General features: G+C 55.2%; 24 protein-coding genes. 10 read left to right on the forward strand and 14 right to left on the reverse strand.

What is annotated here, in order from left to right:
- The first annotated feature begins 8 nt into the window (after positions 1 to 8).
- Entirely contained in the window at positions 9 to 599 is a 591-nt protein-coding gene (locus DFP90_RS02840; protein ID WP_342767787.1) for a pseudouridine synthase, read from the forward strand.
- 187 nt (positions 600 to 786) lie between these two features.
- On the forward strand, positions 787 to 1299 hold the full coding sequence (locus tag DFP90_RS02845) for a hypothetical protein (protein WP_115934884.1): 513 nt from the start codon (positions 787 to 789) through the stop codon (positions 1297 to 1299).
- A 2-nt stretch (positions 1300 to 1301) separates the two neighbouring features.
- Here the strand turns inward: DFP90_RS02845 and DFP90_RS02850 are convergent, their stop codons facing one another.
- The 5 genes from DFP90_RS02850 to dapA form a co-directional block, all read right to left on the reverse strand.
- Positions 1302 to 1523 carry a hypothetical protein gene (locus DFP90_RS02850; protein ID WP_115935500.1) on the reverse strand — a complete coding sequence of 74 codons (222 nt, stop codon included), beginning with the start codon at positions 1521 to 1523 and terminating at the stop codon, positions 1302 to 1304.
- A 95-nt stretch (positions 1524 to 1618) separates the two neighbouring features.
- Positions 1619 to 2179, reverse strand: a complete 561-nt coding sequence (locus DFP90_RS02855) for a peroxiredoxin-like family protein (protein ID WP_115935501.1) — start codon at positions 2177 to 2179, stop codon at positions 1619 to 1621.
- A 91-nt stretch (positions 2180 to 2270) separates the two neighbouring features.
- Positions 2271 to 2858 carry a TetR/AcrR family transcriptional regulator gene (locus tag DFP90_RS02860; protein WP_115934885.1) on the reverse strand — a complete coding sequence of 196 codons (588 nt, stop codon included), beginning with the start codon at positions 2856 to 2858 and terminating at the stop codon, positions 2271 to 2273.
- A gap of 109 nt (positions 2859 to 2967) precedes the next feature.
- Complete coding sequence (locus DFP90_RS02865) at positions 2968 to 3582, reverse strand: GNAT family N-acetyltransferase (protein ID WP_115934886.1); 615 nt, start codon at positions 3580 to 3582, stop codon at positions 2968 to 2970.
- A 4-nt stretch (positions 3583 to 3586) separates the two neighbouring features.
- Positions 3587 to 4501 carry a 4-hydroxy-tetrahydrodipicolinate synthase gene (gene dapA / locus DFP90_RS02870; RefSeq protein ID WP_115934887.1) on the reverse strand — a complete coding sequence of 305 codons (915 nt, stop codon included), beginning with the start codon at positions 4499 to 4501 and terminating at the stop codon, positions 3587 to 3589.
- 122 nt (positions 4502 to 4623) lie between these two features.
- Between dapA and DFP90_RS02875 the strand changes: the two genes are divergently transcribed.
- Positions 4624 to 5292: a hypothetical protein gene (locus DFP90_RS02875; protein WP_147300916.1), complete on the forward strand. Its 669-nt coding sequence runs from the start codon at positions 4624 to 4626 to the stop codon at positions 5290 to 5292.
- Here the strand turns inward: DFP90_RS02875 and DFP90_RS02880 are convergent.
- Positions 5269 to 5994 carry a CTP synthase C-terminal region-related (seleno)protein gene (locus DFP90_RS02880; protein WP_115934889.1) on the reverse strand — a complete coding sequence of 242 codons (726 nt, stop codon included), beginning with the start codon at positions 5992 to 5994 and terminating at the stop codon, positions 5269 to 5271. The two genes, DFP90_RS02875 and DFP90_RS02880, sit on opposite strands and share 24 nt — an antisense overlap.
- Before the next feature lie 62 nt (positions 5995 to 6056).
- Here DFP90_RS02880 and DFP90_RS02885 point away from each other — a divergent pair, with 62 nt between their 5' ends.
- Positions 6057 to 7004 carry a LysR family transcriptional regulator gene (locus DFP90_RS02885; protein ID WP_115934890.1) on the forward strand — a complete coding sequence of 316 codons (948 nt, stop codon included), beginning with the start codon at positions 6057 to 6059 and terminating at the stop codon, positions 7002 to 7004.
- A gap of 43 nt (positions 7005 to 7047) precedes the next feature.
- Here the strand turns inward: DFP90_RS02885 and DFP90_RS02890 are convergent, their stop codons facing one another.
- A complete protein-coding gene (locus DFP90_RS02890; protein WP_115934891.1) occupies positions 7048 to 7374 on the reverse strand; it encodes a hypothetical protein in 327 nt (108 codons plus the stop codon).
- Positions 7375 to 7602: 228 nt separating this feature from the next.
- On the opposite strand from DFP90_RS02890, the gene DFP90_RS23320 reads away from it, so the two are divergent.
- Positions 7603 to 9447, forward strand: a complete 1845-nt coding sequence (locus DFP90_RS23320; protein WP_181905151.1) for a type I secretion C-terminal target domain-containing protein — start codon at positions 7603 to 7605, stop codon at positions 9445 to 9447.
- Positions 9448 to 9475: 28 nt separating this feature from the next.
- Here DFP90_RS23320 and DFP90_RS02900 read toward each other — a convergent pair whose 3' ends face one another.
- On the reverse strand, positions 9476 to 9940 hold the full coding sequence (locus tag DFP90_RS02900; protein ID WP_115934893.1) for an Lrp/AsnC family transcriptional regulator: 465 nt from the start codon (positions 9938 to 9940) through the stop codon (positions 9476 to 9478).
- 202 nt (positions 9941 to 10142) lie between these two features.
- Between DFP90_RS02900 and DFP90_RS02905 the strand changes: the two genes are divergently transcribed.
- The 4 genes from DFP90_RS02905 to DFP90_RS02920 all read left to right on the forward strand — a co-directional run bounded on the left by DFP90_RS02905 (position 10143) and on the right by DFP90_RS02920 (position 14425).
- On the forward strand, positions 10143 to 11114 hold the full coding sequence (locus DFP90_RS02905; RefSeq protein ID WP_115934894.1) for an arginine deiminase-related protein: 972 nt from the start codon (positions 10143 to 10145) through the stop codon (positions 11112 to 11114).
- Positions 11115 to 11200: 86 nt separating this feature from the next.
- The gene (gene rocD / locus DFP90_RS02910; RefSeq protein WP_115935502.1) at positions 11201 to 12418 is read left to right on the forward strand and encodes an ornithine--oxo-acid transaminase; all 1218 of its coding nucleotides are present in this window, start codon (positions 11201 to 11203) and stop codon (positions 12416 to 12418) included.
- Between the two features lie 90 nt (positions 12419 to 12508).
- Positions 12509 to 13306, forward strand: a complete 798-nt coding sequence (locus tag DFP90_RS02915; protein ID WP_115934895.1) for a dimethylarginine dimethylaminohydrolase family protein — start codon at positions 12509 to 12511, stop codon at positions 13304 to 13306.
- Positions 13307 to 13396: 90 nt separating this feature from the next.
- The gene (locus DFP90_RS02920; protein ID WP_115934896.1) at positions 13397 to 14425 is read left to right on the forward strand and encodes a histone deacetylase family protein; all 1029 of its coding nucleotides are present in this window, start codon (positions 13397 to 13399) and stop codon (positions 14423 to 14425) included.
- Between the two features lie 30 nt (positions 14426 to 14455).
- Here the strand turns inward: DFP90_RS02920 and DFP90_RS02925 are convergent, their stop codons facing one another.
- The 4 genes from DFP90_RS02925 to DFP90_RS02940 form a co-directional block, all read right to left on the reverse strand.
- Positions 14456 to 14770 carry an HlyU family transcriptional regulator gene (locus tag DFP90_RS02925; protein WP_115934897.1) on the reverse strand — a complete coding sequence of 105 codons (315 nt, stop codon included), beginning with the start codon at positions 14768 to 14770 and terminating at the stop codon, positions 14456 to 14458.
- 60 nt (positions 14771 to 14830) lie between these two features.
- Complete coding sequence (gene fumC, locus DFP90_RS02930; RefSeq protein WP_115934898.1) at positions 14831 to 16258, reverse strand: class II fumarate hydratase; 1428 nt, start codon at positions 16256 to 16258, stop codon at positions 14831 to 14833.
- Between the two features lie 137 nt (positions 16259 to 16395).
- Positions 16396 to 17544: a methyl-accepting chemotaxis protein gene (locus tag DFP90_RS02935; protein WP_115934899.1), complete on the reverse strand. Its 1149-nt coding sequence runs from the start codon at positions 17542 to 17544 to the stop codon at positions 16396 to 16398.
- A 3-nt stretch (positions 17545 to 17547) separates the two neighbouring features.
- Positions 17548 to 18087 (reverse strand): PAS domain-containing protein, encoded by a 540-nt coding sequence (locus DFP90_RS02940; RefSeq protein WP_115934900.1) that lies wholly within the window; start codon positions 18085 to 18087, stop codon positions 17548 to 17550.
- A 284-nt stretch (positions 18088 to 18371) separates the two neighbouring features.
- On the opposite strand from DFP90_RS02940, the gene DFP90_RS02945 reads away from it, so the two are divergent.
- Positions 18372 to 20162, forward strand: a complete 1791-nt coding sequence (locus DFP90_RS02945; protein WP_115934901.1) for an adenylate/guanylate cyclase domain-containing protein — start codon at positions 18372 to 18374, stop codon at positions 20160 to 20162.
- A gap of 14 nt (positions 20163 to 20176) precedes the next feature.
- On the opposite strand, the gene DFP90_RS02950 is transcribed toward DFP90_RS02945, so the two are convergent.
- A complete protein-coding gene (locus DFP90_RS02950; protein ID WP_115934902.1) occupies positions 20177 to 20362 on the reverse strand; it encodes a hypothetical protein in 186 nt (61 codons plus the stop codon).
- A 120-nt stretch (positions 20363 to 20482) separates the two neighbouring features.
- Positions 20483 to 21202 carry a glutamine amidotransferase-related protein gene (locus DFP90_RS02955; protein ID WP_115934903.1) on the reverse strand — a complete coding sequence of 240 codons (720 nt, stop codon included), beginning with the start codon at positions 21200 to 21202 and terminating at the stop codon, positions 20483 to 20485.
- Positions 21203 to 21325: the final 123 nt, after the last annotated feature.

The raw sequence follows: 21325 nt of genomic DNA on the forward strand, positions 1-21325 counted from the left end.
ATGAGCACATGTTGGCGATCAACAAACAAAGCGGTCTGCTGTCCGTTCCGGGCCGCTTGCCCGAAAAAAAAGACAGCATCCAGCTGCGGGCGCAGAGCCTGCACCCCACCGCGTTAACCGTACACCGCCTGGATATGGAAACATCCGGCGTGATTGTCATGGCTTTGGGCGAAGAGATGCATCGTGCCCTGTCCCGACTGTTCCAGGATCGGGAAACCCAAAAGACCTATCTTGCACGTGTCGGTGGCACGATCAATCAACAGGAAGGAACCATAGACCTGCCGCTTCGCTGCGATTGGCCCAACCGGCCCCGGCAAATCGTCGATCATGATCTGGGCAAGCCCGCCCAGACCCATTGGCGGGTTTTGAACTGTGGCCCTGATGAAACCCTGGTCGAGCTGACCCCCGTTACCGGACGGTCCCATCAATTGCGCGTTCATATGCTCTCCCTGGGTCACCCTATCCTGGGAGACAGCCTCTACGCCCCGGACGAGTTGAAGAAAAAAGTGCCCCATCTGCAATTGCACGCGCACCGTCTTTCTTTCATCCATCCGGCCACAGGTAAAAGGATCGCCTTCACCGCCCCCTGCCCGTTCTAGGCCTGACATCGGCCCTCTTGCACATGCGGGCCGGTCTGGATACACTCGCCGCCATAAGGTGCCCGGGGGTGCCTTGCCCGCCCAAAAGTCGCCTCACCCCGGATTAATATATTTCGTGTTTAATCACCCATAGGGTTCTCTGGAACCGATCGGCGCGGGTAAAAGGTTCCTATCTGGAGAAACGACTATGGTGGATATCATTCTCACCCTGAAGCATCGCGCGCGCCTGTTCCATCGTGAATTGGCAAAAGGCAATCCGATGGATTTGGCCCGACTGAACCGGCGCCTTGCAAAACCTCATACGGACCCGGCTTTGGTCCGTCGCCGCGATTGCCTGACCATGCTGGCCCGGGAACAGGGTTTTCGCAGCTGGTCTCATTTACTGGGCGTCATTCGAGACAAGAGCGTTTCCGATTTCGGCACCCTTCTCTATCCTGATCGATGCTATGCCCATTTCAATATCTGGTCAGCCGATATCAACGAAGCCCGCAGGATTCGGTCAGAAACGAACGGCTATCTATTGGGGTACAAAAAACAGTTTTTTGTTGTTGATCGCGATTATGTCGCCACACTGGGCCTGGATCCGGAAGATCCCGACTGGCAGCCTCTGGAGCGGGATGTGACTCATCCGGCGCACGCCAATGCCAGAGGGCGATTGATCAGCCGGTTGCTGCACAAGAACCTGTCTGTCGCACGGTAGGGTTAGAAATGATCCGCTTCCGCGCATTGTTTGTAGAGCATCAGGAAGCAGCTGCTTAAGGAAACACAAAACGGGACGGCCGCCGAGAGGCCAGCTTTCAGTAAACTGAAACTGGCCGGTCCGGTGACCGCTTCCCATTGATTGATCACTGTCAGGATCGGCCCGACGATTGCGGCAATCATGAATGCCCGTCGCAGCGCCTGCCCATCAAGGCAACCCCTCATTGCCCGTTGTCCGCATTCCCGCATTTTCAGCCTCCCCGCATCCAGAGATCATCCTGGCCGGACCGAACATTCGCATCGGCCAGAAGAGATCCGGCCTATCCGGCGGAATTGTGATCCAGGACTTCGCCACGCCCCGGATAATTATTGGCCAGGACAAAATCGATTGCCCCCAGAATCTCGGCAAAATTGGGCCGGGCAAAGGGCATCGTCTGTACGGTACCAAAATAAAGCTCGCCATCGGGCCGCACCAGGAACAGGCCCGGCTCGGAAAAGAGTGCTGGTTCCTCAATGCCGATGGAGGTCTTGCCACGGCCACTGGAAATATAGAGGCCCCATTCCCGGGCTTTATCCAGTTCCAGCCCATAACCGACCGTCACATTCTCCAGGTTCCAGTCCGCTTTTGCCTGGGTCGCGCGGGCTTCGTCATCCGAGCTAATGACAACCACATCCACACCCTTTTCTTTGAATTGCGCCAGCTTGCGCTCCAGATCCGCAAGATAGCGGCCACATATTGGACAATGCTGGCCGCGATAAAAAACAACCATGGTGAAATTTTCCGGCGTTTGTCCGGAAAGTTTCCAGCGACCGCCGCCGACCGTGGCGACATCAAGATTAGGCACCGGCTGGCGAGGAAAAAGCGGGGTAAGTTTGCTCATGGTTTCGTTCCCGGGAATAGAGAAAAAGATATTGGCAGCAAAAGATAGCGCCATATTCATTCGCTTTATATTGGAACGATCAGTTTAAATGTCAAGATACCTTAATCGCATTCATGGCCACAATCACCATGTCTCGCATCCTGCCTTCATTTGAATCGGCACGAGCCAGAACCCGCAGGCCCTGCACCTGACCGGTCAGGAACCGCGCCAGCGCACGCAGATCCGCGCCGGGACGGATCTCACCCTGCTTTTGCGCCCTGAGCAGCGCCTGATAGAAGTCATCCTCAACTTTATCCAGCACCGGTTTGATATGCGCGCCGATTTCAATATCCAGCGGAGATACCTCGACCAGGGAATTGGTGATCAGACAGCCCAGCTTCCGCCCTTCAGAAAAAGAAAAGGCGACCACATCCTCGAGATAGGATTGGATCGCCTCGATCGCAGAGCCATCTTGCTCCAACGCGCCCACGCGCTTCGCATTGGCCTGTTTCAGGTAATGGTCAACCGCTGCCAGAAACAGCCCCTTCTTATCACCAAAACTGTTATAGATACTGGCCCGGTTGATCCCCGTCACCTCCACCAGATCCTGTACGGATGTCGCCTCATAACCTGCTTTCCAGAATTGGATCATAGCCTGGTTCAGGACTTTTTCTTTGTCATATGTGATCGTTTTTGGCATCTCATCCAACCATACTGGAACAATTGGTCAATTATATAGCCATAGTGATTAAAAAGAAAACCCGGCAAAAAGCCGGGTTCAAGTTGGTATCGAGGGGTAAATAAACACGTCACAGCGGCGGGCGCAGCATGATCAGGCAATCCTGGCCGGTCACCGGTTCTGGTGTCCGGCTCACCAATTCATAACCGAGACGGCCATACACCCGCTCCGCCACCGGATTGAACGTTTCCAAGTAGGTCGGCACCCCCTTCAGATCCGCCGCGCGCAAACCCGGCGCAAGCACCTGCCCGGCCAGTCCGCGCCCCCTGGCCACCGCATCGACCCCCAGGATAGAGAGATACCACAGGGGACCAGCCCCTGGATCCGGGGCAAGGTCTCCCATGAACCCGGTGATGCTTTGATAATTTCCCTTGCCGTCCGGTCCCAGCAAATCCTGTAGGAAGGCCGCCTTCTCCCGCCGGAAGGACGCCAGGCGTCCCTGGTTTTGTTCCGTGACCCAAACGGCGGCACCGCCCTGGTGTTCCCCATCCAGATCGACCCGGCCAATCTCAAACGCCTCTTCTATGGCGAAAATGAAATAGCGCTGCATCCGGCAGGCACGCTCTTCCGGGTGATCGACAAAATCACACATGATCGCCTTGAAAAAGGGATCTTCCCAAAAGGCGTTGCCTAAAGCCTGAGCCGCGCGGGCGCGCAGGATTTCCTCCGGTTTGTTTTCCGTCATGCCCCTATTCCGCCGCCAGGGGTTCAACTTCACCGGCCAACAATCCCTGCTGGCGCAGGCAGCGGAACAAAACCTCCCGGTTATCCGGCTCCATGGCACACATGGGCGGACGGAAGGATTCGATGAGCAACCCCATTTCCGCCAGGGCGGTTTTGACCGGGATCGGATTGCTCTCGACAAAGCAGGTACGGGCCAGCGGCAGCAACCGGTAATGGGCCGCCAATGATGCCGCTTTATCCCCGCGCAGCCCCGCATCGATCATCTCCTTAACCCCTTCGGGCACAAGGTTGGATATGGTGGCAATCGCCCCATTGCCGCCAAGCGCCACCAGGGAATAGGTCAGGCTGTCCGATCCGGATAGCACAGAGAAATCATCCGGTGTCTGGCTGATCACATCCATGATCTGTTCGACATTTTCAGAGGCCTCTTTCACTGCAACGATGTTGGGATGCTCTGAGAGCGCGACGATGGTCTGCGTTTGGATATTCACACCGGTCCGCCCAGCGATATTGTAGATGATTTGCGGCAGGTCCACCGCTTCCGCCACGGCCAGATAATGACCCGCAATCCCGTTCTGGGTCGGTTTGTTGTAATAGGGGCAGGTCACCAGCAAGCCATCAACCCCGGTTGCCGCGGCCTGGCGGGCCTGTTCGATGGTGCGCTGGGTATCATTGCCACCAACACCGGCAATCACCGCGATCTCGCCCGCCGCTTCCTGGACGGCAAAAGACAGAAGCTCCACATATTCGCGGCCTTGCACGGTGGGCGCCTCACCGGTGGTGCCCAGAACCACGACACCGTCCACACCTGCCTTCACCTGCCGTTTGATCAAACCGGCAAAAGCCTTCCAGTCTACCGACAGATCGGCTGTGAACGGGGTGACGATAGCCGTGTAGGTGCCGGTGAAAATCGCAGTCATAAGGGGTCTCCATTGCCCTGAGTTTTTTGAACTTTGGCGGACCTTAACGGCGGAAAAACGGCAAAACAAAAAATTAGATGAAAAAGTTTTATTTTCATCAATTATGTTATAAATATAACAATATGATTTCTATTTCGACTGTTTTGCAGGACATCATCAAAGGGAACCCCTTCCTGGAATTCGGGTTTCATCATGGCTTGTTCAACCTGACCCAGCTGGCGCGCTATCTACAGCCGTTGGTGGAATCGCGTGCCAGAAAAGAAGCCCAAGTCACCGCGATCACCATGAATCTCTCGCGCCTGCAGTCCAGGATCAAATCGGACACGCCCAAACCTGAACGGTTTGTCATCGACGCGGTCAATATCAATTCCGGCCTGTGCGCGGTCACCTACCGCAAAGCGCCGGATCTGCATGGCATTTTGAATCGGCTTTATTCCAGGGTGCATGAGGAAAGCGGTTTTTGCTCTCTTTCCCAGGGCATGCATGAGATTACCATGGTGGTGGAAAACCGCCACCGTGGCTGGCTAGATGACAATTGCCGGCAAAAACCCATCGCCGCCTATGACCATGTGGCCGCGGTCACCGTGCAATTCGCCAAATCCTATGTGGATGTGCCGGGCATGCTCTATATGCTGTTACAGCGGGTGACATTGCAAAACATCAACCTGATCGAGATCGCTTCCACCTATACCGAGATCATGATGTTCATCGATGAAGCCGATACCCGGACCATCTTCGACACCCTGTTCCAGAGCTTTCTGGTGAAGTCAGGCAGCGACAGTCATTTCTAGCCTTCGCATGGTAGCCTGGACAAAGGCATTGACCAGCGGATGGTTCCGCCCGGCCAGAGCCGCGCGTTCCGGCTGGTACCCGGTTCCAAAGAAAAACGGATGGCCCTCCAGTTCAAAACCCCGCGGATCCCCTGCCCCGTCCCGGGCACAGATCACCAACCCTGAGCCGGCCAGCCGCGCTTCATAGTCGGCATTAATTCCGAAACTACAGCGATATCCTTCCTGCACGACCGGACATCCGTGTAATGCGGCCATTCTGCTGCCTGGCAGGAAATGCACGTCCCCCATGACCTCAATCAAAGCGCAGGCAAGCGGAGCAATCACCGGATCGGTGACGGTAGGATCATTTTCCAGGCTATCCGCGCCCATAATTCCGATCTCTGAGCGGAAATACTCGATCAAGGCATGCTGGTATCCGCCGCAGGTCCCAAGGAAAGGCACCCCGCCTTCCCGGGCAAATCGGACCGTTTCCAAAGCCGCCGCCTCATCGTCATAAGGGCTGGCCGGGACAAGCCATATCCCCGCCCAGCCGGCCAGCTTCGCGTCAATGCTGCCCGCAATCTCCGCCGTGCCTATCCAATGACCCTGCACATCACAGTCGAGCGCGTTGCCCGCAAGAGCCAATGCGGCCGGAATGGCTTTGTGGGCGGGAACGTCTGCATTGTAATCCCCGACAAGGGCGATCCTGATCGATTTGCGCATAGAGAGGCCTTTTCCAACTGATGTTTTTGACAAAGGCGGTTTAGCAGGCCAAACATTCATCCATGAAACAGATAATTAATAATACAGATATTGAAGAAATTGATTTCAGGAAGATTGACCTCAATCTTCTGACCGTCTTTGCCGCCTTAATGCGTGAAAATAATGTCACCCGCGCGGCAAAACGCCTGGGCCTGTCCCAATCCGCTGTCAGTTCGGCCCTTGGCCGTTTGCGCGCCCTTTATGACGACCCGCTGCTGACCCGCACTCAGGCCGGCATGAAACCCACCGCCAGGGCGGTCACACTCTATCCCCGGATATTGGCGGCGCTGGATGCCATCGGCCAGACCTTTGATACAGGCACACCTGATCCGGATCACGCATTTCCCCCTCTCCTGAGGTTGGGGCTCTCCGATGATTATGAGCTCGCCTTCGGCCCCGCCCTTGCTAAAGCCTTTAGGCATCACGCGCCCAAAAGCCGACTGGTCTTCCATCAGGTGAACAGCCGGCTTGCCGCAAAAGCCCTGGTGGACGGCCAGGTGGATCTGACCCTGACCGGGGGCGGCCTCACCGGATCGCAGGTTAAGCGCCTAGCCCTCGGCCGGTCGGATTATGCCTGCCTGATAGATCCGGCAAGCCGATCAGAACAGCATTCAGTATCGCTTGAGGAATATCTCGCCCGTCCGCATATCCTGGTGTCCTATGATGGGTTGACCGGCGCGGTCGATGATGTCCTGCAGGAACGAAAACTGAAACGCACGATTGCGCTTTCCACAAGCCATTATGGTGCGCTTTCCTATCTCTTGGCCGGGACCGGTGCCATTGCCACTATTCCCAGGCATGTGGCAAAAGCCATCGCCGGGCAAACCGGCCTGGCCATGATTGCCTGCCCACTGTCCCTGTCAGATTATTCGGTTGATCTGGGATGGCATTTTGCCTCCGCCCGAGCCTCCGGAATTTTACGCGCGCGTGATCTCTTCGCCGGCATCGTTTCTGATGGTCTGACCGCCTAGGGAAGATCATGCCCGGTCTGCCTTGCCGGGCGGAAAATCCTGATCAGTCCCGTGAACCGCTGTCCGATGGCTGAAGTTTGCGGAATTCATCCAGCGAGATGATTTCAGCCTCTTCTTCACGGTCATTGGCCTGATGCGGTTCATAGAATTCCAGATCTTCACTGAAATAATTGCGTCCGCAACCGGAAACATCCGTGATCCGCAGCAAGGTGGGTGCCATTTCCAGGAGCGAGAGGTCCCCTTCCATGATCTGGCGTGTGGTCTTCGCCTTGATACCCCAGAGGGATTCCACATCTTCCGCCGTGAATCCGATGCTATCAAGCAGCCTGGCATAACGTTCGCCAACGGCCTGTTGAATGCTTCTTCTCATGATGATGCGCCACCTGTTTTTTCAGAAATTTCTTTCCACTGTTCCTTGCCATGATTCGCATTGGCAACAACAACGGTTGTCTTTCGATATCATTCTTACAGCAATAACCCTGCCAATTTACGTATAGGTAATTTATATTCCTTATAAGTAATTTTTTGTTGCATTTATTTCACATCCCGTGTGAGTATGCAAAAAAAACAATACACACGCATAAAGGGAGTCACATTCATGAGTATCACGGAGACATCCGAACAGTATGATTTTGCCCGCGGTGTTGAGATGAACAGCCTCGCGGCGGCCGCCTACAATGACGGCAGTGCCTTGGAAGAAAGTGTCAGCGACCTCGGCTGGGACCTTCTGCAGGTGGCTGACAATGGCGGATCCTTTGGCTATGTTGCGGAAAAGGAAGTGGCCGGCGAAAAAAGCCTGGTCCTGTCCTTCCGCGGCACCGACAGCCTGTTGGACGTGTTGCAATATGATCTTCTGGGCCCCAAACCCTTCCGGGACTTGACCGACAAAGTGGCCAGCCTGATCAGCTATGTGATCTCGGTCGCCGGCCAATATGACAATATCATGGTGACCGGCCACAGCCTGGGCGGCGCGATGGCGCAATGGGCTATGAATGACCTTATGGAAGCATTGGGAGACCAGGCGGACAAAGTCAGCGGCTATACGATCGGATCTCCCGGCCTGGGGGCTGCGTCCGTTTTTGGTGGCGTTGAAAGCTATGCCGATCGGCTGTTTCAATATGAGAATAGCAGCGGCTGGCTCGGCGATGCCGTCACGGTTTATCCGGGCCAGATCGGTACCGAGATTGAATGGAATTTCTCTGACAGCATGATGAATTATTATTCCCGCATGCTGGGCTATGTGCCGAGCTTCCTGTCCGGGAATGCGCTGACAGCCCTTCTGGAACAGCATTCCAGCCAGCTCTATGTGGAAAACGGTATCCGCGCGCTGTTACGAGAAGACGGCGTTAGCAATATCGACATGGGCCTGAATAGCGGGGCCAGCACTGGAAATGACCTAATAACCTCGAGCCCCGGCACGATTTTAAACGGCGGGGCCGGCAATGACGTGCTGGTGATTGAAAGTGATTGTGTGGTGGCGGACAACCAGGGCAACAACAGTATTGTCTATTCCGCACCCGGCTATGACGCAATCATTCAGGCAAATGGTACATCCACCCTGTACCTGCCGATCGGGGTCAATCTGGTCAATGTCGCCTATTCGATCATCTCCGACAATCTGGTCCTGGATCTCAATCTGACCGGCAATGGCAGTGACGGCAGCATCACCCTGACTGATTGGGCCTTGGGATCCAACCAGCAGGTGGCCCAGGCCTGTTTCGTACAGGCCGGTGCCGACGGTTTTCTGGAACAATATCTTGTCGACCTGACCGGTCTTGGTGGAACATCCGGCACACTTGGCGAATTGGGCGAGATCAACAATCATGGCTATGTCCTGGATGCCGGCAGCAATGGCAATGACATGATCAACGGCGCGGACAAAGGTGATCGCCTCTATGGTCACGGCGGAAACGATATCCTGCATGGGGGGAACGGCACGGACTGGCTGGATGGTGGCAGCGGCAATGACCTGCTCATCGCCGACAGAGATGCGGATTACCTGACCGGCGGCAGCGGCGCGGATACCTTTGTCATTACCGACAAGGAAGATGTTGCCGTGATCCGTGATTTCAATCAGGCGGAAGGAGATCGCATAGAATTGGGCGGCCTGGTCTCGGCCCATGACGCCAATGGCAATCTGGATGAATATATTTGGGCTTATAAAGATGGCGTCGACACCGTTATTGCCATTGACCAGAATGGCAAGGCTGGCTGGTGGGACCTGGGCCATGTGACCGGCCTGAGTTTCACCGAAGTGGCCCGGCTGGAAAATGTCAGTTTCACCAATGATGATCTCTCCCGGATCATTTCTGTGAGCGCATCCGGCAGCAACATTCAGCAACTGGTGACAGCCATTTCCACATTCGGCGCTGCCGATGCATCCGACATCGCCAATAGCAGCATCCAGGATGAAACCTTCTTCCAGATGACCGCGACCGTCTAACCCAGCGCAATGGAACGGCGGGCTGTTGTCACAATGGCAGCGGCCCGTTTTCCTTCACATTTTCCATCAGAATATGGGACTCGGTTTTCTCCAGCCCCTTGCACAGGCTGAGCTCATTGGCCAGGAAAGTGGCAAAGCGGCCGATATCCGGGCTGACGACGCGCAAGATATAGTCGGCTGGGCCGGTGGTGCCATGGCATTCAATGATTTCCGGATGGCTCTCGACAAACCGGCGCAGCTCCTTAACGCCTTCGTCACTGTTATTGGCCATTTTGACAATGATTAATGCGGTAATTCCCAGTCCCAGATTCTTCAGATTCAGACGGGCGGAATAACCGTCGATCACGCCTTCATCTTCCAATCGCCGCATTCGGCGCAGGCATTGCGCCGCGGAAAGCCCAACCTCCTCCGCCAGCTTGGCATTGGTGATGCGCCCCTCTTTTTGCAGGCATTTCAGTATTCTTTTGTCGATCGCATCCAAGGTGAGAGACATTTTCTATTTTTAGCCCAAAAATGAAACAATCTTGTATTCTCTATAGCATTTCCTTGCGAAAATGCGAGCACATTTCCTAGCCGGATCCCTATAGTGAAAGCCACGGGAAAGTTCAAACCCAATCGAGCCATAACATACAGAATCAAAGGGATACCGGTAAAAAAACCAGGCCGGACCCCTTGCTCTTTCGGGATCGGGAAGCATGGAATATTCGCAACACGGGCAATACAACTATATTGCATCATCCGTCGCCATGGTGCGGCCGCTGGATTTCACTTATGATCCGCAAACGGCGGAAGACAATCATTTTCAGCGCACACCCGGCATTGGCGATATCGCCGAGATTCGCCGCAAGGCCGTTGGCGAGTTCAATGGAGTGGTTGCCGAGCTGCGCAAACATGGGGTTCATGTGATTGTTGTCGACAAGGCCGAGGGTGCACCCAACACACCCAACGCGGTCTTCCCCAACAATTGGTTCGCGACAGAATCCGATGGCCGGATCACCTATTTCCCGATGAAATCGGAAAGTCGCCGGCTGGAGCGCCAGGAATCCCATATCGAAACCGTGCTGGATGATGCCGGCCGCATCATCCGCGAGAGGGTCGAGATTGGCGAAGCCGACGGCAGCCGCGGTATCCTGGAAGGCACTGGCGCCATGGTGATCGACCGCAAGAACCGGATCATTTATGCCGCCCTCTCCAGGCGCTGTGAGCGCGCCCTGCTGGACCAGTTTGCCGACCGTCTCGGCTATCGCCAGGTGATAGCTTTTGAAACCGCCGATGCCAACGGCCTTCCCATCTACCATACCAATGTGATGATGGCGGTTGGCGATACATTTGCCGTCATCTGTGAGCAATGTATTCAGAACGAAGCCTATAAGCGCGAAATCCTGCCCGTCCTCTCTCAGGACAAAGAGGTAATCACCATCACCCGAGAACAGATGGAACAGGGTTTTTGCGGCAACATCCTGCAGCTGGCTGGCACATCTGGTGAAAAGCTGATCGTCCTTTCCGACCGGGCCAGGGCGCATTTCACACCTGACCAACTGGCCAGACTGGAACAGCATGGTCGACTGATCGGCAGCAATATCGACATGATTGAATCCGCCGGCGGCGGCGGCATCCGCTGCATGCTGGCCGAGATTTTCTTGCCATCCGTTCCAGCTGCCGTCTAACGGGTTGGGCCAAGCCTCAATACAAAAAGCGCTTTTTGAGATAAAATCGATTGTAATCCGGAGTATCACCAATGTTGGATCAGAGCATGAGCAGACAAGACCAGTTCACCACCGAAGATTTCATTTCCGTTGAAGCGGAACTGGGCGCTCACAACTATAAACCGCTGGATGTGGTCATCGAAAAAGGTGAAGGCGTCTGGGTCTGGGATACCGAAGGCAATAAATACATGGATTGCCTGGCGGCCTATTCCGCGGTCAACCAGGGCCATTGCCATCCCAAGATCCGGGAGGCGATGATAGAACAGTCGGCAAAGATCTGCCTGACCTCGCGCGCATTCCGCAATGACCAACTGGCCTTCCTTTATCAAGAACTGTGCGACGCCACCAATTCCCACAAGGTCCTGCCGATGAACAGCGGCGCGGAAGCGGTCGAAACCGCCATCAAAGCCGTGCGCAAATGGGGCTACGCGGAAAAAGGCGTGCCAGATGGCAAGGCCGAGATCATCGTCTGCGAGAATAACTTTCACGGCCGGACCATCTCCATTGTCAGCTTCTCCACCGATGAAACCGCACGCGATGGCTTCGGCCCATTCGTGCCCGGCTTCAAGATCGTGCCATTTGGCGATGCCGATGCCCTGGAAGCGGCCATCACGCCCAACACAGTTGCCTTCCTGGTAGAACCGATCCAGGGGGAAGCCGGTGTGATGATCCCGCCGGCGGGTTACCTGACCCGGGTCCGCGAGATCTGCACCAAGCATAATGTCCAGCTTATCCTGGACGAGATCCAGACCGGCCTGGGCCGCACAGGCAAATTGCTGGCGGAAGAGCATGAAGGCATTGAGGCGGACCTGACCCTGGTGGGCAAGGCACTATCCGGTGGCTTCTATCCGGTATCCGCCGTGCTTTCCAATTCCGAGGTTCTGGGCCTTCTGCGCCCTGGCGAACATGGCAGCACATTTGGCGGCAACCCGCTGGCCTGCGCCATCGCCCGTACCGCCCTCAAAGTACTTCTGGAAGAAGGCATGATCGACAATGCCGCCAAGATGGGCGAGCGTTTCCTGAAAGGCCTGAAAGAGATCAAGAACAACCATATCGTTGAGGTGCGCGGACGCGGCCTGATGCTGGCGGTTGAATTTGATCCGGCTGCCGGCGGTGCCCGCCAATATTGTGAGGCCCTGAAGGAAAACGGCATCCTGGCCAAGGAAACCCATGAGAACATCATCCGTTTCGCCCCCCCGTTGGTGATCACGGAAGAGGAAGTGGACTGGGCCCTGGAAAAAATCAAATCTGCCTTGAACGCCTAACAATATTACAAATGTATAATAACGATTGAAAGGGCTCCGGCGGCGGATTATCTTGCGCAACCGGAGCCTTTTTTACGGGGAGTATCAGTCATGAGCCAACAGGGCCGTTCCTACCAATTCACCAACGCCATCTGCCGGGTGCCCGCCCATTCCATCATCGACGGTCTGCGCGCGGAAGATACCGGCACGCCGAGCCCGGACCAGTTCCGTTCAGACCACGGCCTTTACATCGCGGCCCTGGAAAAAGCCGGTATTGAAGTGGAAGTGCTGCCCGCCTTGGAGGAGTTTCCCGATTCCGTCTTTGTCGAAGACCCGGCCCTTTGCCTGCCCGACTTGGCGGTCGTGCTGCGTCCCGGCGCAGAAAGCCGCGAAGGAGAAGCCCAGGCCATCCGCCCCGCCCTCGAAACCTATTATGACACAATCCTCACCATCGAGGACGGGTTTGTGGATGGCGGCGATATTCTGATGACCGATGATTCGATCCTGGTGGGCTTGTCCGCGCGCACGAACCAGGCGGGTTTTGAAGAATTGAAGGGAAAGCTGGCCACACACGGCCATAAGGTCGAGAAAGTGGACACGCCGGAAGGTGTCCTTCATTTCAAGACCGATTGCTCCCTTCTGGATAGCAGTACCATCCTGGCCACTTACCGGTTGAAGGATGCCGCCTGTTTTTCCGGCTTCAAAGTGCTGGAAGTCCCGCGCGGCGAAGAAACCGCCGCCAATTCGATCCGGGTCAATGACCGGGTGATTGTTTCCCAGGGCTTTCCAAAAACGGCACAAATGCTGGAAGATGCAGGCTATCGGGTAGAAATCGTTCCGACACAACAGGCAGCACTGGTTGATGGCGGCCCCAGTTGCATGTCCCTGCGCTTCGCCCCTAATAAATAATTGTTTAGCTCTGGCGCCGGATAACTTAAATATTCATTTAATTTAGATTGCGCCAGACAGACAAGCATTCATCAGGAACAGGATTACGCCATGCTGACCGTCTTTACCGAGAAACACCGCCTGCGCAATGTCAAAACCGAGCTGTCCGGTGGCGAACTGGTACCACCTTTTGAATGCCCGGTGCGAGCGGAACATATTCTCGAACGCGCCAAGACGGTTGAACTGGGCAATATCATCGCACCACAGGAATTCGGCCTGGATCCGATCTATGGCATCCATGATAAGGGTTATGTGGATTTCCTTGAAACATGCTGGGAACGCTGGGTCGCGGACGGTAACAAGGGCGACGCCATCCCCTATATGTGGCCGACCCGGGACCTGCGCCAAGTCATCCCGGATCATGTTGACGGCCAGATGGGCTATTATTCGATTGGCGCAGACACCTCCATTTCCGACGGCACCTATGAAGCGGCCCGGGCCGCGGTGGATGTTGCCCTGACTGCGCAAAAAGCGATCGCGGATGGTGCAGCTTCCGCCTTTGCCCTCTGCCGCCCCCCGGGGCATCATGCCTCCGCCAACCAATATGGCGGCTATTGCTTCTTCAATAATGCGGCCATTGCCGCTCAGGCCTTCCTGAACCAGGGGGCCAAGCGGGTCTCAATCCTGGATGTTGATTTCCATCATGGCAACGGCACCCAACAGATTTTCTATGGCCGCGATGACGTCCAGTTCCTGTCCCTGCATGGCGATCCGATGGATTCCTATCCCTATTTCCTCGGCCATGCGGACGAACAGGGCCAGGGCAAAGGCGGAGGCTTTACCGAAAACTATCCCATGGGGCCCGGCACTGCTTACGATAAATGGGGTGCGGCGATGGATGATGCCTGTCGCAAGATCAATGTTTACGGCCCGGATGCGATAATCGTCTCCCTAGGTGTCGATACCTTCAAGAATGACCCAATTTCATTTTTCAAGTTGGAAAGTGACGATTTCAAACGCTATGGCGCAAGACTTGCGCAATTGAACCGCCCAACCCTGTTTGTCATGGAGGGCGGCTATGCGGTTGAAGAGATCGGGATTAATGCGGTGAATGTGCTAACTGGCTTCGAGGGGCGCTGACAAAAGCGCCTCCTGCCCCCTGCAAAGCGATCAGGCGCGCCCCGTCGGCTCGCCATTGGCAAAAAGCCTATCGCCCTGCTGGTCGATGATCTGGCGCCCTTTTCTCAAGGCAAAATCGATAGCCTCATCCCGGTTGGGAAAGGTATCGGCCCGCAGGAAAAACCGTTCCAGGTCACCGGTCTCGGTCTTCTTGACGATATAACCGGCAAGCCGCCATTGCCCTTCCGCCTTTTCCGGCGCGGCAACAATGGAAAGCCCTTGATAGTCCACCGGCTCTTCCCGCTTGGGCTGATCCGGTTCCTTGGGAGCACCGCCCCCGAACAGTTTTGAAAATATCGACATCATTCCGGCAGCTTATCCATTCCCACCCCGAGATCAAGCCAGCAGACACGCAAAGCCCCTACCCTACGGCTTTTCTTTCGGTTTTTCCTCGGGGCCAATCATGGTTTCCGGTCGTACCAATTGATCGAAACGATCCGCAGTGACATGCCCAAGCCGCAGGGCCTCTTCCCGCAAAGTGGTGCCTCTTTTATGGGCCGCTTTCGCAACCTCCGCCGCTTTATCATAGCCAATCTCGGGCGCAAGTGCCGTCACCAGCATCAAGGATCGCCTGGTCAGTCTTTTCAGCTGTTCCTCATCCGCCTCAATGCCGGCAACACAACGATCGGTGAAGCTGCGGACGCCATCAGCCATAAGGCGGATCGACTGTAGCATGGCATCCGCCATGACGGGTTTGAAGACATTCAGCTCAAAATGCCCCTGGCTTTCGGCGACGTTCATGGTGGTGTGGTTGCCCATGATCCGGGCACACAGCATGGTCAGCGCCTCGCACTGTGTCGGATTGACCTTGCCCGGCATGATCGAGCTGCCCGGTTCGTTTTCCGGCAGCTTCAACTCGCCCAAGCCTGATCGCGGCCCTGAACCCGCCAGACGAATGTCATTAGCGATCTTAAAGAGGCTGCTGGCCAGACCGTTGATCGCCCCATGTGCCGCCAGATAGGCATCGTGACCGGCCAAAGCGGCAAATTTGTTCGAGGCTGGACGGAAGCTGCACCCGGTCAGGGTCGACAGCATGGCAGAAAAGGCATCATCAAAACCGGCAAAGGAATTCAAACCGGTCCCCACCGCTGTCCCCCCCTGCGCAAGCTCCCGAAGATCTTCCAGTGATTGTTCCAGACGTTTGATCCCTTTTCCCATTTGCGCCGCATAACCGGAAAATTCCTGCCCCAATGTGATCGGTGTCGCATCCTGCAGATGGGTGCGGCCGATCTTGATCAAGCCGCCAAAATCATCCGCCTTCTTCTCCAGAGCCGCCAACAGATGCCACAGCGCGGGCAACAGCTTTTCCTCAATCTCCATGACCGCTGCCACATGCATGGCGGTCGGGAAGGTATCGTTAGAAGACTGGCCCATATTCACATGGTCGTTGGGATGTACCGGCGATTTGGTGCCAAGCGGCTGTCCGAGACTCTCATTCGCCCGATTGGCGATCACTTCATTGGCGTTCATGTTGCTCTGGGTGCCGGACCCTGTCTGCCATACCGATAAGGGAAAATGATCGTCAAAGCGCCCGGCCGCCACTTCGCCGGCGGCCTGATCAATGGCGTTCGCCAGATCCGGCGGCAGTTTACCGCATCCGGCATTCACCCGGGCTGCCGCCTGTTTGATATAGCCCAAAGCCCGGATCACCGGCACCGGCATGGTTTCGGTACTGATTGGAAAGCTTTCCAGGGATCGCGCTGTCTGGGCACCGTAATACCGGTCTTCCGGCACCGGCATTTCACCAAAGGAATCCGTTTCCTTACGCATTCCGGGCTTTTCAGAACTGGACATGGCCTTCCCCTATTCCATCTGAATGAGGGGTCATCCTATCACCCACTTAATCAGGATCAACCGCGGACTGGCATCCGGTTCACGGCCCGATCATTTAATGAAACCCCGCCAAGCCCAATCCGCAGCACAGCTTGCTTTCAAACCACCTTACGCACTGCTTCCAGAAACCGATCTACCACAGTGCGCAGAGTCTCGGATTGTGTAGCCAACTCCGCCGCAGCGCCATTAACCTCTCCGGCTGCCCCGCCGGTTTCCTGGGCGGCCATGGTGACATTCGAAATATTCTGAGAAACTTCCGTTGTTCCAGCGGATGCCTGAACAATATTGCGGGCAATCTCACTGGTCGCGGCCGATTGTTCCTCGACCGCTGCTGTGATCGCTCCGTTGGCCTGATCAATCTCCCGCACTTTGCTGGAGATTTTTTCAACCCCTTCAACGGTTGCCCGAGTCGCATCCTGAATGGAATGGACATAATGCCCAATCTGTTCCGTGGCCTGGCTGGTCTGTTGGGCCAAGGCCTTCACTTCATTGGCGACAACCGCGAACCCCTTGCCTGCGGCACCGGCCCGTGCCGCTTCAATAGTGGCATTCAGCGCCAGCATATTTGTCTGATCGGCAATATCATTAATCAGATTGACCGCATTCACTATCAGTTCCGAGGCCTGGCGCAGATCGCCGATCTGGCTGGCAACGGCGTTGGAATCAAGCGACGCCTCGTTCGCCAACTTCGAGGCATGGGAAACCTGGTCGGTAATCTGCCGGATCGATGCGGTGAGCTCTTCCGACGCCGCAGAAACCGTCTCCACATTGCTTGAGGCCTCTTCAGCAGCCGCCGCAACCAAAGTGGCCTGCTGAGTAGTATCCCCGGCAATCCGCGTCATGGTTTCCGAAGAGGAATTCAACTCGGTCGAAGCACTGGCCACCGTATCCACGACATCGCAGACGATCTTCTCAAAATCATTGGCCACATCGCCAAATTCGCCCACCTTGCCCTTAATATGGCCCAGCGCGCCATTGACCTTGCGGCTTCCGCTCAGGAAAGCCCCCAGCATACTGGTTTCGATGATCTGCCGGTAATATTGGTTCTCAGCCACATGTTCCATACATGCAGCCGATTCCCGGACATAGGCGTCACAGCGATCAATCAGGTCATTGATTGAGTTCATCAATTCACCAAGGGTACCCTTGGCGGAAATATTGGTCATCCTGGCCTCGAAATCACCGGCGGCGGCAAGATTCACAATATGAAGCGCATATTTTAGCTGCGCCTCATGCTGCCCAAACATGGTTCATACTCCCAAAGAGAACATAAATTCGTTGAAACCAACCCTGTTCTCCTGCAGCAGATCCATCACGGTCTGCACGGCATTATTCATCCCCTCTTTGGGACTTTCATGGCTCTTTTCGATCTCCAGCAGCTGCGCATAGAGCGGGATGATATGCTCATCAATTACCGCCCTGTTCGGCACCCGCCGATTGGAGTGATAGCCCAAAACCTCGCCATTCGCGCTGAAACTGGGGGTCACATGGGCCAAAACCCAATAATGGTCCCCATTCTTGGAACGGTTGTTAACATAGGCGAATATTTCCTGGCCCGCCTGCAGGGTATCCCACAGCAATTTGAAAACCGAACGCGGCATGTCCGGATGCCGGATCAGATTGTGCTGCACCCCCAGACATTCTTTTTCCTCATACCCCGCCAGCTTCAGGAAGGTCCTGTTGCAATAGGTCATCTTCCCGGCCAGATCCGTCTTGGTCACAATAATCTCACTGGCATCAAAGGTTCGCTCGACACCGGTCAGGATTTTCTTCTGTGTAAGATTAGACATGATCCCCTCTTTCACGGGTGCGTCGGTATATCAGGACCCGCCATCAAGGATCGCAGGACCAAAGAGCAGCAGGAAACCTCCGCAAAAAACACCGTTTCCATTCGATTTGCAGATTGCATTCTATCGCAAAACCAAAATCACCCAATTGATCTAACGCAAGTCATCCAGAATGTTATATCAGCAGAGGTTAATATTACTTGAAGCGCTTTTTAATTCGGAAAAACAATCCTATATATGAGGCCAATGCTAAAAACAGGTTTCCCCTCTGGCTATCAGGGACATCCATGAAGTTTCAGAAACCCCGCATGATCTCGATCAAAACCCTGCTGCAGGTCGGCAATATTGGTCTGTTGATTGTGGCCCTGACTCTCATCTTCGTTTTGGGATTTGGCACCGCCACCCAAAACACCCTGGCCCTGCAGGCTGAGAAAGCCAGAAGCCTGGCCAACGCCGCCCGATTGCATATCTATTTTGAAACCGCCCCCATTGAAGAACAGGCCAGTTGGATCGCCGCCGGTTTTGCGGAAGGATCCTTATCGCTGGAGCGGCCGGTAGAATTGGTGGATATTCTTTCCGGTACGGGGGCAGGCACACCCAATCTCGGTTTCATGGCCGTGGTTGATGACTTTGGCCAAGGTCTGGGCCTGGATTTCGATTCGGGAGACGTCGTTCAGGAAGTCGACTGGTCCCAGGATGAAGATGTCCTGGAGGTATTGTCGCAATCGGCCCATTGGGCAAGCGGGCAATGGCTGGAACCTTATTGGGTTCGGGAGATGGCTGGCGGCTCAGTCATATATGCAACCCCCCTGCGTCGAGAAGGCGTTTTTCTTGGCATGCTGATCCAGGCAAAAAGCGTGCGCGGCGTTTCCGAGAGGCTTGCAAGCCTTGGGGATGGTTATTCCTATGTTCCCTATGTCCTGTATGGGGATTATCAGGTCATCGCCCACAAGGCCCTGGCAGATCTGCCAGTGGTTGGCACCGAGAATGCCCCGCTGCCGTTGATCCGGGAAATCGGCGACCCGATCCTGGCCGGCCGGATCAGTCAACAGCCGATCGGCGCGAGGCTCCCCGGCCTGGGCGATGAATATTCCATTGGCCGGACCCGTTTTGAGGATGTGGAATATGCCTATCTGGAAACCAGGGTTGAAGGCTTCGCGGACAAGCCCTTGACCGTTGGCCTTTATTTCGATGAACGCCTGCAGATTGAAGCTGTTCGCGAGTTGATCGAATCCATTTTTGTCGCATTAATTGTCTTCATCCTGGCGGTAATCGTGGTGTTCATCATCAGCCGCCGCACCGCGAATCCAATTGTTGAATTGGCCGAGGCCTCCCGACAAATTTCAGCCAACAAACTGGAAGAATTCAAACCATTGCGCCATAGTCGTCTGCGCGAAATTGATGATGCCTTCCAGGCCTTCAACGGCATGATCGAAGGCCTGAAGGAAAGAACCCATATCCGCGAGCTTTTTGGCCGGATGGTGCCGGAAAAAGTGGCGGAAAGACTGATCAATGATCCGGACGGTCTCGCCCCGCAATCGACTATCGCAACCGTGCTGTTTTGTGACATCGAGCGTTTTACCGCCATATCGGAAAAGATCCAGCCGGGCGAGATTGTCGGCCTGTTGAATGCTTATTTCAGCGACATGGTTGATGTTATTGAGGCCAACGACGGGATCATCACCCAATTTCAGGGAGATGCGATCCTGGCCGTCTTCAATGTGCCCGTGGCCGACCCGGACCATGCGGTCAAGGCCATCCGTGCCGCCCAGGAGATGCAAAGACGACTGCATCAGAAACGCTATGCGGGCCTGGAGTTACGGAACCGGATTGGGATTAATACCGGCCCGTTGGTCGCTGGTAATGTCGGGGCAGCAAAACGCATGAATTATACAGTTCATGGCGATGCGGTGAATACCGCCGCCCGTCTGGAACAGATGAATAAGGAATATGGCACCAGGATCCTGATTTCCGATGAAACCCGCAAACAAGCTGGCCTCGATCAGTTGAAGTTCGTCGCCGAAACACAATTGCGTGGACGCGAAGGCTTGGTCAGCCTCTTTACCATCGATTATTGAGCCTTTAGTCCCCTTCACATACGCCAGAATTCAGGCGCACGCATCAAGGTGAAGCCAAGCTTCTTGGCTCGTACCGACGGCTCACATTGCTGGAGGAAGTAATCTTCCAGCAGACACAGAATATGATGATTGGCTCCCCGCAAACGATAGGTCGCCATATTCCCAGAAGGGGCCGGCGCAGTTTCGTTATCGTTCGTCATTCAAGGCATCCTTTGCTGTCTGCCAGGCGACGTCAGCCAATGCCGCCGCCCAGGACATTAGAATGCGGAAAGATTGTCTCAGATTTTTGTCACACTGCACAGAAGTTGTAAAAAAATGTGTCAGGCAACAGATTGATGATCCCGCAGGAAATTGAGTATCCATCGGGCCGCAAGATTTGAATCACTTTGGTCCCTGACTGTTTTCAAAGCCTTGTCGGCAACATCCTTAGCCAATAGAACCCCTCGGCGCGCCTTGATCAGGTCTTCGGCATAATCGGCCTGAAATTCCGGATGCCCCTGGAATGATAGCGCCTTGTTGCCATAAACCAGCATGGCGTTCGGGCAGAAATCAGTGCCGGCTAATACCGTTGCGTCCGGTGGCAGATCTACAATCTGATCCTGGTGGTAGGCCTGAATGGAAAGCGCTTCTTTACCCGCTTCCATCCAATCCCGCGTCTCCCGAATGGGATAAGAGTGAACTCCAACGCCCCAGCCCTTATCCGACTTGATCACCTTGCCGCCCAGGGCTTCCGCCAGAATCTGATGGCCAAAGCAGATGCCGATGATCGGCACATCACGGTCATAGGCCTGGCGCAGAAAGCTTTTTAGACGCTCAATCCAATCATGACCTTCATAAACCCCGAATTTTGATCCGGTGATCATCCAGGCATCACATTGCGCAGGGTCCTTCGGAAGCTCCCCATCCAGCACCGCAAACTGCGAAAACTCCAGATCACTGCCCGCTTCTTCCAGAAGACGCTGGCACATATGGGGATAGTCTTTGTGCACCGCCATCAGATCCTCGCTGGGGCGGCCTGTTTCGAGAATTCCAATATGCATCGCAAAGACTTCCTGTAATGTGATCACAATATTTCGCCGCCTTTATGCCATAAGGCAGAAGCGCTGTTCAAGCCTTCTGATCGCCGGATTGGAGGGCCGATCCTGAAAAGGTTCCTTTTGGAG

This window comes from Aestuariispira insulae (assembly GCF_003385955.1).
Classification (GTDB): Bacteria; Pseudomonadota; Alphaproteobacteria; order UBA8366; family Aestuariispiraceae; genus Aestuariispira; species Aestuariispira insulae.

Excerpts from the sequence above, each read along its gene's own strand:
- DFP90_RS02840 (WP_342767787.1), top strand. The coding sequence starts at position 9 with ATGTTGGCGATCAACAAACAAAGCGGTCTGCTGTCCGTTCCGGGCCGC.
- DFP90_RS02845 (WP_115934884.1), top strand. The coding sequence starts at position 787 with ATGGTGGATATCATTCTCACCCTGAAGCATCGCGCGCGCCTGTTCCAT.
- DFP90_RS02850 (WP_115935500.1), bottom strand. The coding sequence starts at position 1,523 with ATGAGGGGTTGCCTTGATGGGCAGGCGCTGCGACGGGCATTCATGATT.
- DFP90_RS02855 (WP_115935501.1), bottom strand. The coding sequence starts at position 2,179 with ATGAGCAAACTTACCCCGCTTTTTCCTCGCCAGCCGGTGCCTAATCTT.
- DFP90_RS02860 (WP_115934885.1), bottom strand. The coding sequence starts at position 2,858 with ATGCCAAAAACGATCACATATGACAAAGAAAAAGTCCTGAACCAGGCT.
- DFP90_RS02865 (WP_115934886.1), bottom strand. The coding sequence starts at position 3,582 with ATGACGGAAAACAAACCGGAGGAAATCCTGCGCGCCCGCGCGGCTCAG.
- dapA (WP_115934887.1), bottom strand. The coding sequence starts at position 4,501 with ATGACTGCGATTTTCACCGGCACCTACACGGCTATCGTCACCCCGTTC.
- DFP90_RS02875 (WP_147300916.1), top strand. The coding sequence starts at position 4,624 with ATGATTTCTATTTCGACTGTTTTGCAGGACATCATCAAAGGGAACCCC.
- DFP90_RS02880 (WP_115934889.1), bottom strand. The coding sequence starts at position 5,994 with ATGCGCAAATCGATCAGGATCGCCCTTGTCGGGGATTACAATGCAGAC.
- DFP90_RS02885 (WP_115934890.1), top strand. The coding sequence starts at position 6,057 with ATGAAACAGATAATTAATAATACAGATATTGAAGAAATTGATTTCAGG.
- DFP90_RS02890 (WP_115934891.1), bottom strand. The coding sequence starts at position 7,374 with ATGAGAAGAAGCATTCAACAGGCCGTTGGCGAACGTTATGCCAGGCTG.
- DFP90_RS23320 (WP_181905151.1), top strand. The coding sequence starts at position 7,603 with ATGAGTATCACGGAGACATCCGAACAGTATGATTTTGCCCGCGGTGTT.
- DFP90_RS02900 (WP_115934893.1), bottom strand. The coding sequence starts at position 9,940 with ATGTCTCTCACCTTGGATGCGATCGACAAAAGAATACTGAAATGCCTG.
- DFP90_RS02905 (WP_115934894.1), top strand. The coding sequence starts at position 10,143 with ATGGAATATTCGCAACACGGGCAATACAACTATATTGCATCATCCGTC.
- rocD (WP_115935502.1), top strand. The coding sequence starts at position 11,201 with ATGAGCAGACAAGACCAGTTCACCACCGAAGATTTCATTTCCGTTGAA.
- DFP90_RS02915 (WP_115934895.1), top strand. The coding sequence starts at position 12,509 with ATGAGCCAACAGGGCCGTTCCTACCAATTCACCAACGCCATCTGCCGG.
- DFP90_RS02920 (WP_115934896.1), top strand. The coding sequence starts at position 13,397 with ATGCTGACCGTCTTTACCGAGAAACACCGCCTGCGCAATGTCAAAACC.
- DFP90_RS02925 (WP_115934897.1), bottom strand. The coding sequence starts at position 14,770 with ATGATGTCGATATTTTCAAAACTGTTCGGGGGCGGTGCTCCCAAGGAA.
- fumC (WP_115934898.1), bottom strand. The coding sequence starts at position 16,258 with ATGTCCAGTTCTGAAAAGCCCGGAATGCGTAAGGAAACGGATTCCTTT.
- DFP90_RS02935 (WP_115934899.1), bottom strand. The coding sequence starts at position 17,544 with ATGTTTGGGCAGCATGAGGCGCAGCTAAAATATGCGCTTCATATTGTG.
- DFP90_RS02940 (WP_115934900.1), bottom strand. The coding sequence starts at position 18,087 with ATGTCTAATCTTACACAGAAGAAAATCCTGACCGGTGTCGAGCGAACC.
- DFP90_RS02945 (WP_115934901.1), top strand. The coding sequence starts at position 18,372 with ATGAAGTTTCAGAAACCCCGCATGATCTCGATCAAAACCCTGCTGCAG.
- DFP90_RS02950 (WP_115934902.1), bottom strand. The coding sequence starts at position 20,362 with ATGACGAACGATAACGAAACTGCGCCGGCCCCTTCTGGGAATATGGCG.
- DFP90_RS02955 (WP_115934903.1), bottom strand. The coding sequence starts at position 21,202 with ATGCATATTGGAATTCTCGAAACAGGCCGCCCCAGCGAGGATCTGATG.